Consider the following 15,413-nt stretch of genomic DNA (forward strand, 5'->3'; position numbering starts at 1 on the left):
GTGGTGGGTGGTACAGGAGTCGAACCTGTGACCTACGCCTTGTAAGGGCGCCGCTCTACCAACTGAGCTAACCACCCTCGCCATGGGCTGCGCATTCTACCGAAATCCGACGGGGTGTCAAACACTTTTCAGAAATTAATGGGAAAAAAGCCAAGATATTGATTGTTGGGCACTTTTTAACCATTTCGCCCCTGAAAGACCGCCGTTTTTACCCGCCGTAAAGCGGTTGCACCACTGAGCGTTTCCAACCGGACAGCGTTGGGCGTTAGAATGGCGCTTTACCGTTCATAACTACTATTACGATGCGCTTACCGCCCGCTTTCAGTACAGGTTTGAAACGATGCCTCCACCCCGGCGTCTGGCCGCTGCTGTTGTGGTGTCCTGTTTCGCTCGCCCAGGACGATACGAGCTGGCCGACTACGCTTCTGTGGGTAGTGATCCTAGTACTGCTGTTTTTGCAAACGCTCTTGATCCTCGGTTTGCAGCGCAGCCGTCTGAATAACAAGCGGGCCAAACGCGCCCTGAGTAAAAACCAGACAGAGTTGGAAGCGCGTATTGCGGAGCGCACGGACCGGCTGAACCTTGCCAACCAGCAGTTGCAGGATGAAGTGGCACATCACCAGGCGACGGAGATCCTGTTGCGCGAAACGCAGGATTACCTCAACAGCATTATCAACGCGATGCCGTCGGTGTTGATCGGGGTCACCCCGGAGGGCAAGGTCACCCATTGGAACACGGCGGCCGAACTGTCTACCGGGCTGCCACCCAATCAAGCACTGGGTAAAACACTGGTCGATATCTACCCCAACCTCCCCATCTCCATGGATACCATTGCCCGCACCATTCAAACCGGTGTGCCCTATCTCAATGAGAGCTTGCAGGAAGGCAAAGGCAGCAGCGCGCGTTACACGGACCTCAGTATTTACCCGTTGATTGCCGTACAGGCGGTCGGGGCCGTCATCCGTATGGACGATATCACGATGCGGGTGCGTATTGAGAATATGATGATCCAGAACGAAAAAATGATGTCGCTGGGCGAGCTGGCCGCCGGCATGGCCCACGAGATCAATAACCCGCTTAGCGCGGTTTTGCACGGCGTTCAGAACATACAGCGCCGCACCTCTCTCGATCTGGAACAGAATCACCACGTCGCGGAAGAGCTGGGCGTAAAACTGGACGTTTTGCACCGCTATCTGGAAGAGCGTCGCGTGCTCAGTTTCCTGGACGACATTCGTGAAGCCGGCGAACGCTCCATGCACATTGTCAGCAATATGCTGGAGTTTTCCCGAGGCAGCAGTCATCCCCACGATCAGTTCGATCTGGCGAGAGTCATTCGACACACACTGGAGCTGAGCGACAATGCGCTGAACCTTCAGGAAGAAAAACGCCCTGAGTTAATCACCGAGCTGGAAGACGCTCTGCCCCCGGTCATGGGCTCCGCAGCCGAAATCCAGCAGGTGATTCTCAACCTGTTGCGCAATGCCATGCAGGCCTTTTACGCAGACCCACCGAACCGCCCGCCCGTGATCTGGTTGCGCGCCTTTGTGGACCGGGGCAGCGCCGTTCTGCAAATTGAGGACAACGGTCCCGGTATGCCCGAAGAAGTCCGACGACATATTTTTGAGCCTTTTTTCACCACCAAGGATGTGGGGCAAGGCACCGGGCTCGGTCTGTCTGTATCCTACTTCATTGTTACCGAACACCATTCTGGAACCATTGAAGTGGATTCTCTCCTCGGAGAGGGCACCTGTTTTACCATTCGCCTGCCGCTGGCGGATCACACAGAACACCACCGCACCAGCAACCCTCTGTCTTCAGGGCCCACCTCATGATCAAGTATGCCACCCGTGCCTCATTTGTTACCTCACTGTCTGCCCTCTGTCTGGGAGCCGTGTTGCTCGTTGGCTGCGCCACGCCGACGGTAACACCGCCCTCAGAGGAGGAAAAAAACGCGCTGGCCGAAGCCAGTCTGGCCTCAGCCGTCTACACGGAAACCCTGCTGGGCCGTTGTGAACGCGTGGGCCCTGACTTGAAAAGCCTGGCGCGGGATCTGCGTTTGATGTGGATGACAGAGCACGGCGACCTTTTGGCTGGCGCAGATACGCAATACAGCCTGTCTTTGGCGAATGAAACTCTGGATTACAGTGGGCATGCTATGGCGTTGAGTGCCGTACGCTTTTTGCACCATCACCAGTCCCGCGCCGAGAAAACCCTTCGCCTGCATGAGCGCAGCCCGGAAAACCGCCGTCTTGTGTGCGAACGTGAATTGAATAATGTGGAGCGCGAACTCAACCAGCCGCTGGTCGAGCAGGATGATACGGAGCGCGCGGCGCTGATACGCCGCATATTGATTGCACAAGCCGAACGTCCGGTGACACTCGAGGACGTGCCCACACTGGCACTGCAAATCCCTGGGCAACAGCCTCCCGGGCGAAGCTACCGCGCCCTGGAGTCCAGGTGGCTCTCAGAGTGCGAGGACGGGATGCTGTTGGTCATTGCCAATGAATGGCCGCACGAAGCCTACGGTGCGTTTTGTGATTCCAGCGAAACAGGAGCACCCTCTGGCCCGCGCTTTGTGACCTGCGAATGGGGCGAGTGTGATTCGCTGTAGCGAGCCCCGCGCAGGGGCTGATTCACTGGCGAGCACCTGCTACAATCCCGCCGCTTTCCATTCATGTCTATCCCGCTTGCAGCCACTGCGCTGTCGCCGCTGCAAGCGATCAACCGGCCATATCGCATCATGAGCAGTATCCATCAGGTATTTCCCGAGCAGTACGACCAGCAGCTGAATGATAAAGTCGCCCGGTTGCGCGCTGATTTCGCGCACTTTGAGCTACCTGAGATTGCCGTCTTCGAGTCACCGGCAAGCCATTACCGGTTGCGGGCCGAGTTCAAGATGTGGCAAGAAAACAACCGCGCGCATTATGCGATGTATCAGCCGGGGGAGTACAAAAAACCGTTTGTCATTGACACTTTCCCCGTCGCGTCCAAACGCATTAATGCGTTGATGGGTCCGCTGCTCGACGCGATTAACAGTGACCCGCTACTGAGAGTCCGGCTGTTTCAGGTGGAATTTCTCACAACGCTCTCTGGGGACGCCCTGATCACTCTGCTGTATCACAAACGACTGGACGAAGACTGGGAAGCTCGCGCGCACGCCTTGAAAGCCGAGCTGGGGGTGGACCTGATTGGCCGCAGTCGCAAACAGAAAATTGTGCTGGGCCGTGACTATGTCATGGAGTCGCTACGTGTGGGAGATCACACCTACCGCTACCAGCAGATTGAAAGCGGCTTTACCCAACCCAATGGGCGGGTGTGTGAAAAAATGCTGGAGTGGGCGGTGACCCACAGCCGCGGTTTGGGGGGTGATTTGCTGGAATTGTATTGCGGCAACGGTAACTTTACGCTTCCGCTGTCCCGAAATTTCGACCGGGTACTGGCGACTGAACTGGCCAAAAGTTCGCTGGCGTCGGCACGCTACAATCAAACGCTCAACGACATTGAGAACGTCACCCTGGTCAGAATGTCCAGCGAGGATTTTTCCCAGGCGCTTGATCACGTCCGGCCTTTCCGTCGGTTGCGCGATATTGATCTGGACAGCTACCGGTTCAGCACCCTCTTTGTCGATCCGCCACGGGCGGGCCTGGACCCTCACACGACGGAAGTCGCTCAGCGTTTCGACAATATTCTGTACATTTCCTGCAATCCGGAAACTTTGCGGGATAATCTGGCCACTCTCACACAAACCCATCGTATTGCGCATTTTGCGGTGTTTGACCAGTTCCCCTACACGCATCACCTGGAGTGCGGCGCCGTACTCACCAAGCGCGAGCGCTCTTGAAGATTAGAACACCCGGCCACGAATTTGCTTTGCGGCGCTCACGACGGCCTTTTCGTGAAACTGTTCCTGGGTGGCCCGCTCACGGTCGTATTGGAACTGTTCTTTGCGGCTGAGCGCTTTCCAGCCCTCCAGGATCGGAATATGTTCGGTGGCCGTTTTCAGGTCGTAGAACGGCGAAAACTCATCGCGCACGGCATCGTCAACCCCCAGGCTGTCCAATAACACGCTGATGCGAATACTGGCTTCGGTCAGGGTAATATCGTCGGAACCAATCGCCTGGGCGATCACTTGGATACTCTTGTTAATCCGCTCGCGCTGGGCATCAACCGCTTCCTGCTGCAAGCGTTCCTGTTCACGTCGTGCCTGATTGAGCTTGTGAACCTTAAAGAGCAGCGTTCCCGCCACCGCTGCCAGAACGCCGATAATGACAATGCCGGCAACTGCTAGCCCTACCCACAGATTCATCGCATTCACTCCTCTATTCTATTGCGGATCACCGTCAGGGTGCTCCTCTGACAGCGACGCATCGCTCAAGGTTTCCAGATCGGCCAGTTCGTCCGCATCCTCCAGTTTGTCCCGATCAATGGCTTTTTTGGTTTTCGCACCCAGCTTTCGAATATTGTCCACCCGCCGCAGCAAGTTACCGTTACCCGTCGACAGGCGTTTGCGCGCCGTCTCGTAAGCGTCACGAGTTTTATCGATATGGTTGCCCACGGTATCCAGCGCTTCGAGCAACAACACAAACTGGTCGTGCAGCTTGCCCGCGTCCCGGGCAATACGCTCGGCATTTTTGTTTTGCTTTTCGTAGCGCCAGATATTTTCTACCGTGCGCAGGATCGCCAGTAGTGTTGTAGGGCTGGCGAGAATAATATGTCGGTCGTACGCATCACTGTAGAGCTTCGGATCCTGTTGCAACGCCAGCATAAAGGCGGCTTCAATGGGAACAAAAATAAACACGAAATCCAGCGCTCGTACACCTTCGAGCTGCTCATAATCCTTAACACTTAACCCTTTGATGTGGTTGCGCAATGACTGAATGTGCTGCGCCAGAAAACGGTCGCGCTCGGCCTGATCTTCACTGTTGCAGTATTTTTCATAATCCACCAGCGACACTTTGGCATCAATAATAATGTCCTTGTTTTCCGGCAAACGCACCACCACATCCGGTGTACGCCTTCCACCATCGGCGCTCGCGTAGCTGACCTGGGTGTCGTATTCGCGGCCTTTCTGCAAACCCGACTGTTCCAACAGGCGCTCCAACACCACTTCACCCCAGTTTCCCTGTGATTTGGTGTTCCCTTTGAGCGCCTGGGCCAAGCTCACCGCATCCTGGCCAATTTTCTGTGCCTGTTTCTGCAATTCCACGACCTGACCCGCCAAACGGTTGCGCTCGGCATTTTCCTTGTCGTACACATCCTCCACCTTGCGACGGAATTCCGACAGTTGCACTTTCAGCGGGTCAATGGTGGTTTCCAGCAGGGTTTTGCTGTTGCTGGAAAACTGTTGCTGCTTGCTGTCAAAAATTCGATTCGCCAGGTTTTCGAACTCTCCGGACAGCTGTTTTTTGGCGTCTTGCAACAGCGCCAATTGCGCCTCGAAGTGCTTGCGCTCCTGGCCGAGCTGCGTTTCCAGCTCCGCCACCTGCCGTCGGGTATCACTCAGCTGCTGCTCGCGCTGGCGCAAATCGTTCTGCGTTTCGCTCAGGTATTGCAATTTTTCGCGCGCCCCGGCCAGTTCCTGGCGGGCGTCGCTCAGTTGCTCCTGAAGCCGTTCCCGTTGTTGTTCACCGCCGGTGAATTCATCGCGCAACGCCCGTTGCTGCTCCCGCAGCTGTTCCACCTGCTGCTCACTCTGTTGCAAACGGTAACGCTGGTCAGCCTCTTGCAGCGCCCAATCACGTTCATTATCCCGGGCCTGTTGTTCCAGCTCGCGAGTCCGGGCCGCCACCGCGTCGTTTTGACGGCGATGGTAAAACAACGCGGCCAACGCCACGCCGAGTAACAGGCTTGCGCCAGCGGCGAGTAAAAGTGTTAAGGATGTCTGAGACAAAAATGCTCCCTAATTTTCCGAAGGGGCCGCTTGTGCGCGACCGTTGGCCCACCTACAATCGCGTTTGAACCCGCCATTGCGCCATCAGGATCATGTTGCTTTCGCCAATTCACCTATTCTACCAAGCCCTGCCCTCTCCGCCCAAGCGGTGGCGTCCATGACGTCCGTCCGCCCTGGGGCGTCACGCCCTCCGCAGTTGCTGGTGTTTGACTCGGGAGTCGGCGGGCTCAGCGTGGCCGCCGAGATCCAGCGCGCGCTGCCCGGCTGTGCCATTGCCTACGCGTCGGATAACGCCGCCTTTCCCTACGGCACCAAGGATGAGGCCACGCTGGTGGATCGGGTGGGTCGTGTGCTGGCGTCGCTGGTGAACGCCGTACAGCCTGACGTTATCGTGGTGGCCTGCAACAGCGCCAGCACTCTGGCGCTGCCCCATATCCGGGCCCGCTTCGCGGCGCCGATTGTCGGTGTGGTTCCAGCAATCAAGCCAGCCGCCGCGTTAACCCGCAGCCGGGTAATCGGCCTGCTGGCCACACCAGGTACTGTGGCACGACCCTACACCCACGAGTTAATAACACAGTTCGCGGCGGACTGCACGGTGATCTCACTGGGCAGCTCTGCGCTGGTGGAAGAGGCGGAGGCCCGGCTGCGCGGCACACCTGTGGACCCCGCTCGTCTGGACGAACTGCTGAGGCCGCTACGCGATCACCCGCGATACGGGGAAATGGACACACTGGTTTTGGCGTGCACCCACTTTCCGTTGTTGCGGGACGACCTTCAGCAATGGGTCGGCTCAGCAGTGCAATTGGTCGACTCTGGAGAAGCCATCGCCCGACGCGTCGAGTACTGGCTGAGCCAGCTGGCGCTGCCCAGAGAGAACACCCGCCCGGAGCACCTGGCTTTATTTACCCGGGACGATCCGGAGGTGGCCAGGCTCGCCCCGGCCTTGCAGCGTTTCGGTTTCGAACAGCTACGCATCCTGCCTGTTTAGCAACGCGGCCCTGTTTTTCACTCGTTGTCTCTGAGTAACGCCATCAAATCAGGGGCTGGAACCGGGCGACTGAAATAGTAACCCTGGCCATAGTGACAACCGCAGTCACGCAGAAATATCCACTGCGATTCGGTTTCCACTCCTTCCACCACCACGCGATACTGAAGACTGTTGGCCATGGCAACGATCAGCGTCGTAATGGCCCGATCGTCTTCATCGTGAGGCAGGTGCTGCACAAAACTGCGATCCACTTTCAAAATCGTCACTGGCAACTGTTTGAGGTAACTGAGCGATGAATACCCGGTACCGAAATCATCAATGGCCAGGGTTACACCACTTCGGCGCAGTTCGTGAAGGCTGGCCAGTGCCGCGTTGATGTCCAGCATCAACGTGCTCTCTGTGACTTCAAGCACCAACTGCTCTGGAGCGACCCCGGTTTCGCGCATCACCGACTGGCAGGAGGTCACAAAGTGGCGGTCATTCAACTGCCGGGCCGATACATTGATCGACACCCGCACGTGAGAGAAATGGGCGAGGTGCAACCGCCTCGCCTGCTCGCAAGCGGCTCGCATGACCCACTGTCCAATCGCAACAATCAAGCCACACTCTTCGGCCACAGGGATAAATGCACAGGGCGACAACAAACCACGTTCCGGATGGTTCCAGCGCAGAAGTGCTTCAACACACACGATATGGCCGCTTTGCATATCCAGTTGAGGCTGATAGACCAGCTCAAATTCGTCATTACAGTTGGTCTCTATCTTCGTGTTATTCTTCCCGTTCACTATGCCAACCCCGTTTGCACACGAGGAGCCAAGCCCGTTCCCATGCCTACTTCTCTGTTCGACCTGAAGCCGCTAACCACTGCGCTGGAGAATGGCGACCCGATCATCACCGCCAACGACCGATTGCGCCGTCACCTGCTCAACGCCTGGGACCAGCGGCAAATGCAAAACGGGCAGCGGGTGTGGGCGTCACCTCCAGTGTGGCTGCTCGACCACTGGCTTGCGCAGCAATGGCAGATACTGATGAGCAATGGGAGCGCCAATAGCGACCGTGCACCGGCTTCCGCTCACCAGCGCCACTGGCTGTGGGAGCTGGTAATCAGCCAATCCGATGCCGCCCAGACACTGCTTCAGGCCGAGCCTCTGGCGCAACAGGCCGACACAGCCCTGCGCAGCTTAATGCGCTGGGAAATAGAGCCCGACACACTGGAGCAGGACCTGTACCTGAACGCGAACAACCGCGCATTTTTGGAGTGGCAGCGACGCTTCAACCAACGTCTCGCGAGCCGACAGTTGATGATGCCCGAGATGGCACACCGTCGCGTGGCGGACGCGTTTGCAGAGGGCGAACTGCCGCGCTTGCCGCGCCTGTGGCTACTGGGTTTTGACGATATCCCGCCGCTGTACCAGCGACTGTTCGAGGCCGCCAGCGACGACGTTCACCGTTTGATGCCTGCGGGCGTCAGTCATAACCGGACACATCGGGTAACGGTGCCCGATGTGGATACCGAACTGAGTGCGGCAGCACTCTGGAGCCTGCAACAGCTCGAACAGGACCCAGATGCCAGCATTGGTATTATTGTGCCCGACCTCGGGCAGCGACGGGACCAAGTGGAGCGATTTTTCTCCGAAGTGTTCGAGCCGGGCTCTCTGTTGCCCGACCAACCCAGGCGTACCCCGCCCTTCAATTTTTCGGCGGGTGTACCGCTGGGAAGCACACCGCTCATTCACAGCGCCCTGGGACTGCTTGGGCTGCTGCGCGATCAATGGCCGCTCAACGATGTGTGCGCCCTGTTGCACACCCCCTTTTGGGGTGACCCCGAACGGGAACTGGTGCTGCGTACCCACTGGAGCACACGGTTGCGCGAGACGGGTAAGTTTGATGTGACCGGTACGGACCTACGCACAGTGGGTGAACGTTTGGCGGAACAGCTCACCGAAAGCACGGAAGCCGACCTTGAGTACACGGGTGACCCCATTGGCCCGGTACAGCGGCTGCAGCAGATTGATGAGCTTCGCCGCCGCTTCCCCTCCAGCGCCAGTGCTCGATTCTGGGCCGGGCAATTTCAGCGCACGCTAAATGTACTGGGCTGGCCGGGGCCGCGTCGCCTGGACAGTGTTGAGTACCAGCAGGCCCACCAGTGGGGAGAGTTGCTGGAGCTTTTCGCCACGCTGGAGGCCACTGGCGCCGACTTATCCTTGCCACAAGCGCTGACCCAGCTTGCCCAACTGGCCCGTCAAACCCACTTCCAGGCCCAAACTCCCGATTCTCCCATCCAGATTCTGGGAGCGCTGGAGGGTGCTGGACTGCGCTTCAGCCACTGCTGGGTCGTAGGGCTGCACCAGCGCCAGTGGCCTCCCGCCCCGGCACCCAGTCCGCTGTTGCCCTTGGAGCTGCAGCGGGACAAGCGCATGCCCCACGCCAGTGCCGAGCGGGAGCTGGACTTCGCCCGCAGCCTCACCCGACACTACGAACAGTGCGCGGAAACCGTCGTTTTCAGTTGCGCACGTGCCGATGAACAGGGCGACCTGGCCCCCAGCCCTCTGATTCGCAGCATTCCGGAAACGACCCTCAGCGCCCTGATACGCAACAGCGCTAGTGCCGACACATCCATGGAAGGATTGGAAAAAGAAATGGAAGGAGTGGAAGGAATGGCCATGACTGGACGATCGCAGTTTCGCGCCTCGTTGGCCGAACACCGCGCCCTTGAAGTCAGCCGGGACCGGCAGGGGCCAAGGTTCGATACCGAGCAAAACGCCCCCGGCGGCAGCAGCCTCTTCAAGCAGCAGGCAGCCTGCCCGTTTAACGCCTTCGCGCAACTGCGCCTGGGCGCCCGATTGCCCGACCCGCCCGTTGTCGGTCTGTCACCCGCCGAGCGCGGCACGTTGTTGCACGGCGTATTGGCAGAGGTCTGGAAAGTACTGCAGGACTCGGAAAGCCTGGCCAATTATGACGAGAACGAACTCAAAGCCCTCATCGCCCAGCTCAGCGAGCGAACTCTGGCCCCTATCCGCCGCCGACGGCCTCGTGAGCTGGGTCCGGAGTATTGTGCGCTGGAGCTGGAACGAACACAGGGCATGGTCGAGCGGTGGCTGCAATTGGAAAAACAACGCCCGCCGTTCCGGGTAATTGCCACCGAGCAACGCCGTCAAATCCAGTTTCAGGGCCTGAAGCTGACGCTGTTCATTGACCGTATCGACGAACTTTCCAGCGGAGAGCGTTTGTTGATTGACTACAAAACCGGCGCCGAACTCAATCCGTCCCAGTGGCTGGGAGAACGCCCGGACGAACCCCAGCTGCCGCTCTACACCGTGACCGATGACCTGCCCGTGGCCGGTGTCGCTTTCGCGCAGTTAAATCCCAAAGCCACACAGTGGATCGGACTGGGCCAAGTAAGCACACCTCCACCCGGCATCAAACCCGCGGACGACTGGGACGCGTTGCAGGACGAGTGGCGCACCGCACTGACGGCGCTGGCCGAGGCGTTTATTGCCGGTGAGGCCAGCGTGGATTTCAAGGACGCCAACGCCCAGCGCTTTTCCGGACAGCTGCTGCCGCTGAATCGATGGCTGGAAAAAGACACCGTTCAGCGCTACCTGACTGAGCACGGCGCGGCTGATTGAGCCATGGGCATGCCCCATGTCAGACCTCCCCAATTTGGCAAAAGTAGACCCAATGGCACAAGTAGACCCAATAGATAGCGACACCCTAGACCACCGCTCTCGCAGCCTGGAACAACTCCCCCACGGCGCCTTCAGTCCCGACGCGCCACCGGATTTCGACGCCCGGCAGGCCGCGCTGGACCCGTCCCGTTCTTTTGCGGTCGCCGCCCCGGCGGGCTCCGGTAAAACCGGGTTGCTGACCCAGCGCGTGCTGACGCTGCTGGCACACTGCGATCACCCCGAAGAGGTTCTGGCGATTACCTTTACGCGCAAGGCCGCCGGCGAGATGCAGGAACGTATCATGAGCGCCCTGCGCGAAGCGCAGGAGCAGCCCGAACCGGATAACCCCCATGCGCAACGCACCTGGCGGCTGGCGCAGCAGGTGTTGCGGCGCGATCACGAGCGCCAGTGGCAACTGCTGATGAATCCGCAACGGCTGCGTATCCAGACGATCGACAGTCTCTGCCGCAGCATTACCCGACAATTGCCGCTGGACAGTCAGTTGGGCGCCCAACCCGACACGCTGGACACACCGGAGCTGGCCTACCGGCAAGCGGTACGTCAGTTTCTGGCGAGACTCGAACGCGACGCCGATATTCGCGACGACCTCAAGCGCCTGTTGCGCCACCTGGACAGCCATCTCGGCAGCGTGGAATCCCTGCTCACCCGACTGCTCGCCAAGCGCGACCAGTGGCTCGGGGTCATGCTGGAAGCCCGGCAGGCTCACGCGCGGGATTACCTGGAAGGCGTCTTGCAGGCCGTCGTGGAAGAACAGCTGCAACAGGTCACCGAGGGTATTGGTTACCACAGCAGTGCGCTTTGTACGCTCGCCGATCAGGCGGCCGTGAATGTGGAGCAGGAGAGCCCGGAAAGCCCGATCCTGATGTTAAAAGGCATGGTCGAACTGCCCACTACCGAGCCGGACGGCCTGCCCCACTGGTGCGCCATCGCCGAACTGTTACTGACCGGCAAGGGAGACTGGCGCAAACGTCTCACCAAGAAAGAAGGCTTTCCGGCAGGAAAAGCCGGTGCAGCGCTCAAGCAGCAGTACGAAGTGCTGGCGGCGGATTTACAGGAAATGACGCCGGATCTGGCAGAGCAGCTGCACGCGGTACGTCAATTGCCACCAGCGCACTACACCGAGCCGCAGTGGCAATTGCTCGACAGCCTGACGCGGCTGCTGCCCCTGCTCAGCGCTGAACTCACGCTTGTGTTCAAACAGCTCGGCGCCACCGATTACAGCGCCATCGCCCAGGCGGCAAGTCTCGCCCTGGGCGATGAAGACAACCCCAGTGATATTGCGCTGAAGCTCGACTATCGCATCCGCCACATTCTGGTGGATGAATTTCAGGATACCGCCGCGCCCCAGTTACAGCTTTTGGAGCAGCTCACCGCTGGCTGGCAACCGGATGACGGACGCACACTGTTTATCGTCGGCGACGGGATGCAGTCCTGTTATGGCTTTCGCGATGCCAACGTCGGCCTGTTCCTGGACGCACGAGCGCATGGCGTCGGTCAGGTCCCGATGACGGCGCTGGACCTGACGGTCAATTTCCGTTCGCAAACCCATATTGTTCGCTGGGTCAACGCCACGTTTAGCCAGGCGTTTCCAGCCCGGGATGATATTGGCCGCGGTGCGGTGCGCTATTCGCCGTCGACAGCCTTCAATGCCGCGCTGGATATTGACGCGGTGAACGTGTACGGCTGCCTGTATCAGGGCGAACACGACGACGCTGACAGCGACGCCAGGCACCCGGATGCCAGCGCCGATAAAACGCTGGCTCAGTGGCAGGAAGCCGACTCCGTGGCCGAACTCGCCACCCGGGCTTTGAATAACAACAGCGAAGACAATGTGGCCGTACTGGTGCGCAATCGTCCGCACCTGCAATGGGTTTTGCCAGCGCTCGCACGCCGGGGGTTGCATGGGCAGGCCACCGAAATTGATCGCCTCGCCAGTCGCATGGCGATTGTGGACTTGATGTCATTAACACGGGCCCTGCTCAATCCCGATGACCGGATCGCATGGCTGTCGGTGCTGCGAGCACCATGGTGCGGGTTAAGCCTGAACGACTTGCAAGCGATTGCCAACGCTAAGCTTGGCACTGTGAATCCGCCCCTGAAATACCAGTGGCCGGTACTCTGGACTCAGTTATTGCACCGGGCCGATATTGAGGCACTTAGCGCTGAGGGACATCGCCGCCTCGACCGCGTAATGAATGTGCTGGAAGACGCCTGGCGGAATCGGCATCGCAAGCCATTGCGGCTGTGGATTGAGGGCATCTGGCTGGCGCTGGGTGGCCCCGCTTTGCTGGCCGATCCGGGCGATGCCCAGGACATACCGGCATTTTTCAACTTGCTGGAGCGCCACCAGCTCGGCGGTGGACTGCGCGACTGGGAGACCTTTGAGCGCGCCGTCGACCGTCTGTTTGCAGCGCCACGCGCGGACGCCAACCCCCGGCTGCACATCATGACGCTTCACAAGTCCAAAGGACTGGAGTTCGACGTTGTCATCATTCCGGGGCTGGACCGGGCTCCCAGCGGTGACGATAAGGAATTGCTGCTCTGGCAGCAGCGCATCAGCCAGCACGGTGAGCGACAGTTACTGCTCGGCCCTCTCGCACCCACCGGCGCCGACAGTGATCCGCTCTACCAGTTTATGCGCACTGAAGCCAAGCAGCGCGATACCTATGAATCCACCCGCTTGCTGTACGTCGGATGCACTCGCGCCATCAAGCAACTGCATCTGTTGGGCTGTGTCGGCCTCGACGCCCGAACCGGTAAACCACGCGCGCCCAGACAGGGTTCACTGCTGCGCACCATCTGGGCGGAGGTAGAGAGCCAGATGGTGGCAGCGCCCATGCCCTCCCCCGCAGCGGTGACCGCGTCGAGCCCTGACGGAGAGCACGGTACCCAGCATGCGCAACCGATTCTCCGTCTGCCACTGGACTGGCAATCGCCCCCGTCGCCCAGCATGGAAATACTGGCGCGTTACCGGGGCCACGAGTTCGACGACGATGACGATAACATTCCGGAGGTGGAAACCCCCGAGGCCCGGCTCGCCCGGCACACCGGCACAGTGCTTCACACGCAGTTGCAGCACCTGACAGAGAATGCCGTGCAACGCTGGTCGGAAGACTGGGCGGAACAACAACGCCCGCTGTGGACGCTGCATCTGCGTCAGCTGGGCTGGGAGCCCGACAGCGTAGCCCACGCCCTGGAGAAGATCCGCCAGGGTTTGCGGGCCACACTGGCCGACCCCGATGGCCAATGGTTATTAAACCCGGGCCACGAAGACAGCCGTTGCGAATGGGCGTTGCGCCACCGCGACCCCAGCCGTGCCACCGTTCGGGAATCGATCATCGACCGGACGTTCGTGGACGGCGGTGTGCGCTGGGTAGTGGACTACAAGAGCAGTCAACCAGAAACGGGCGAAACCACCGAGGACTTTATGGCGCGCGAGATCCAGACCTATCGCCCACAGCTGCAACGCTACGCGCAGGTGCTGCAGGATTTTGGTGAAAAGCGGCCCATTAAAACCGCGCTGTATTTCCCGCTGTTGGACGCATCGACGCGGTTGGTCGTTGTGGAGTGGTGAGCGGCTTGATGCCTTGGTGATAAAGTCCGCGGGACACCAACCCCGGTAAGCGCTATCGATTGGAGCTATCTTCCGGTATCTATTGGAGTGATAGGGAAATTTCTCCCAAAAGAAGCGCGGTTTTCAGTAGAATAGCGCTGTAAACGCACTATACCCAATGGATTCAATTCGATGACCGACACTCAAGTAGACGATCTCAACGTAGTCTCCCAGGAGTTGTTGATCTCACCGGCCGATCTCAAGCGTGAGCTGCCGATGAGCGACAAAGCCCGGGAGGTGGTCACCCAGGGCCGGGAAACGATTCGCAATATCCTTGATCGTAAGGATCACCGGATTTTTGTGGTAATCGGCCCCTGCTCCATTCACGATGTGGACGCCGCCAAGGATTATGCCCAGCGGCTGAAAAAACTGGCTGAAGAAGTCAGTGATACCATCTATGTGGTGATGCGCGTCTATTTTGAGAAGCCCCGGACCACGACCGGTTGGAAAGGCCTGATCAACGATCCGCACCTGAACGACTCCTTCAAGATTGAGGAAGGCCTGCATATCGGTCGCCGTTTGCTGCTGGATATTGCCGAGCTTGGCCTGCCCGCCGCCACCGAGGCGCTGGACCCGATCTCCCCGCAATACCTGCAGGACCTGATCAGCTGGTCCGCTGTGGGTGCCCGCACCACGGAATCCCAGACTCACCGGGAGATGGCCAGCGGCCTGTCTGGCGCCGTGGGTTTCAAGAACGGCACGGACGGCAGCCTGACCGTGGCGATTAACGCGTTGAAGTCCGTGTCCAAGCCGCACCGGTTTTTGGGTATCAACACCGAGGGCCAGGTCTCGATCATTCACACCCGTGGCAACCAGTACGGGCATGTGGTATTGCGCGGCGGTAACGGCAAGCCGAACTACGATTCCGTCAGCGTTGCCATGTGCGAGCAGGAACTGGAAAAAGCCAAAGTGAGCCCGCCGAATATCATGGTGGATTGCAGCCACGCCAACTCCAACAAGAACCATGAACTACAGGTTCTGGTCATGGATAACGTGGCCAATCAAATCGCGGAAGGCAACCAGTCCATTGTGGGGCTGATGGTCGAAAGTCATATCGGGGCCGGCAATCAGCCGATCCCGGAAAACCTGAACGACCTGAAGTACGGCGTGTCGGTTACCGATGCCTGCATTGACTGGGACACCACCGAGCGGGCGTTGCGAGACATGCGTGATAAAATCAAGGATCATCTGGCCAAGCGCCAGTCCTCGTAAGATACCTTTCGAGCGGGCGGG

Annotated in this window: 10 protein-coding genes and 1 tRNA gene; 7 read left to right on the forward strand and 4 right to left on the reverse strand. The window is 59.2% G+C overall.

The genetic code is table 11. The features are described 5' to 3' along the window. Position 1: 1 nt before the first annotated feature. Positions 2-77: transfer RNA gene (locus tag ACQCLF_RS12185), tRNA-Val, on the reverse strand. A gap of 357 nt (positions 78-434) precedes the next feature. On the opposite strand from ACQCLF_RS12185, the gene ACQCLF_RS12190 reads away from it, so the two are divergent. From ACQCLF_RS12190 to trmA, 3 genes are all read left to right on the forward strand, one after another. Beyond that, entirely contained in the window at positions 435-1,832 is a 1,398-nt protein-coding gene (locus tag ACQCLF_RS12190; protein WP_426987638.1) for a two-component system sensor histidine kinase NtrB, read from the forward strand. Then, positions 1,829-2,611, forward strand: coding sequence for a hypothetical protein (locus ACQCLF_RS12195; RefSeq protein ID WP_426987640.1), 783 nt, complete (start codon positions 1,829-1,831; stop codon positions 2,609-2,611). The genes ACQCLF_RS12190 and ACQCLF_RS12195 overlap by 4 nt, the downstream gene beginning before the upstream one ends. Before the next feature lie 129 nt (positions 2,612-2,740). Then, positions 2,741-3,841, forward strand: a complete 1,101-nt coding sequence (gene trmA, locus ACQCLF_RS12200) for a tRNA (uridine(54)-C5)-methyltransferase TrmA (RefSeq protein ID WP_426988022.1) — start codon at positions 2,741-2,743, stop codon at positions 3,839-3,841. Between the two features lie 3 nt (positions 3,842-3,844). On the opposite strand, the gene ACQCLF_RS12205 is transcribed toward trmA, so the two are convergent. Both ACQCLF_RS12205 and rmuC read right to left on the reverse strand, forming a co-directional pair. Then, the gene (locus ACQCLF_RS12205; RefSeq protein ID WP_426987642.1) at positions 3,845-4,306 is read right to left on the reverse strand and encodes a DUF2489 domain-containing protein; all 462 of its coding nucleotides are present in this window, start codon (positions 4,304-4,306) and stop codon (positions 3,845-3,847) included. Between the two features lie 18 nt (positions 4,307-4,324). Further along, a complete protein-coding gene (gene rmuC, locus ACQCLF_RS12210) occupies positions 4,325-5,890 on the reverse strand; it encodes a DNA recombination protein RmuC (RefSeq protein WP_426987644.1) in 1,566 nt (521 codons plus the stop codon). A 157-nt stretch (positions 5,891-6,047) separates the two neighbouring features. On the opposite strand from rmuC, the gene murI reads away from it, so the two are divergent. Continuing rightward, positions 6,048-6,878: a glutamate racemase gene (murI, locus tag ACQCLF_RS12215; RefSeq protein ID WP_426987646.1), complete on the forward strand. Its 831-nt coding sequence runs from the start codon at positions 6,048-6,050 to the stop codon at positions 6,876-6,878. A gap of 17 nt (positions 6,879-6,895) precedes the next feature. On the opposite strand, the gene ACQCLF_RS12220 is transcribed toward murI, so the two are convergent. Next, positions 6,896-7,663, reverse strand: coding sequence for a putative bifunctional diguanylate cyclase/phosphodiesterase (locus ACQCLF_RS12220; protein ID WP_426987648.1), 768 nt, complete (start codon positions 7,661-7,663; stop codon positions 6,896-6,898). 42 nt (positions 7,664-7,705) lie between these two features. Here ACQCLF_RS12220 and ACQCLF_RS12225 point away from each other — a divergent pair, with 42 nt between their 5' ends. From ACQCLF_RS12225 to ACQCLF_RS12235, 3 genes are all read left to right on the forward strand, one after another. Further along, entirely contained in the window at positions 7,706-10,507 is a 2,802-nt protein-coding gene (locus ACQCLF_RS12225) for a PD-(D/E)XK nuclease family protein (protein ID WP_426987650.1), read from the forward strand. A gap of 52 nt (positions 10,508-10,559) precedes the next feature. After that, complete coding sequence (locus tag ACQCLF_RS12230) at positions 10,560-14,141, forward strand: UvrD-helicase domain-containing protein (RefSeq protein ID WP_426987652.1); 3,582 nt, start codon at positions 10,560-10,562, stop codon at positions 14,139-14,141. 171 nt (positions 14,142-14,312) lie between these two features. Continuing rightward, positions 14,313-15,392, forward strand: a complete 1,080-nt coding sequence (locus ACQCLF_RS12235; RefSeq protein WP_426987654.1) for a 3-deoxy-7-phosphoheptulonate synthase — start codon at positions 14,313-14,315, stop codon at positions 15,390-15,392. The last annotated feature ends 21 nt before the right edge of the window (positions 15,393-15,413 follow it).

This window comes from Marinimicrobium sp. ARAG 43.8 (assembly GCF_050113635.1).
Classification (GTDB): domain Bacteria; phylum Pseudomonadota; class Gammaproteobacteria; order Pseudomonadales; family Cellvibrionaceae; genus Marinimicrobium.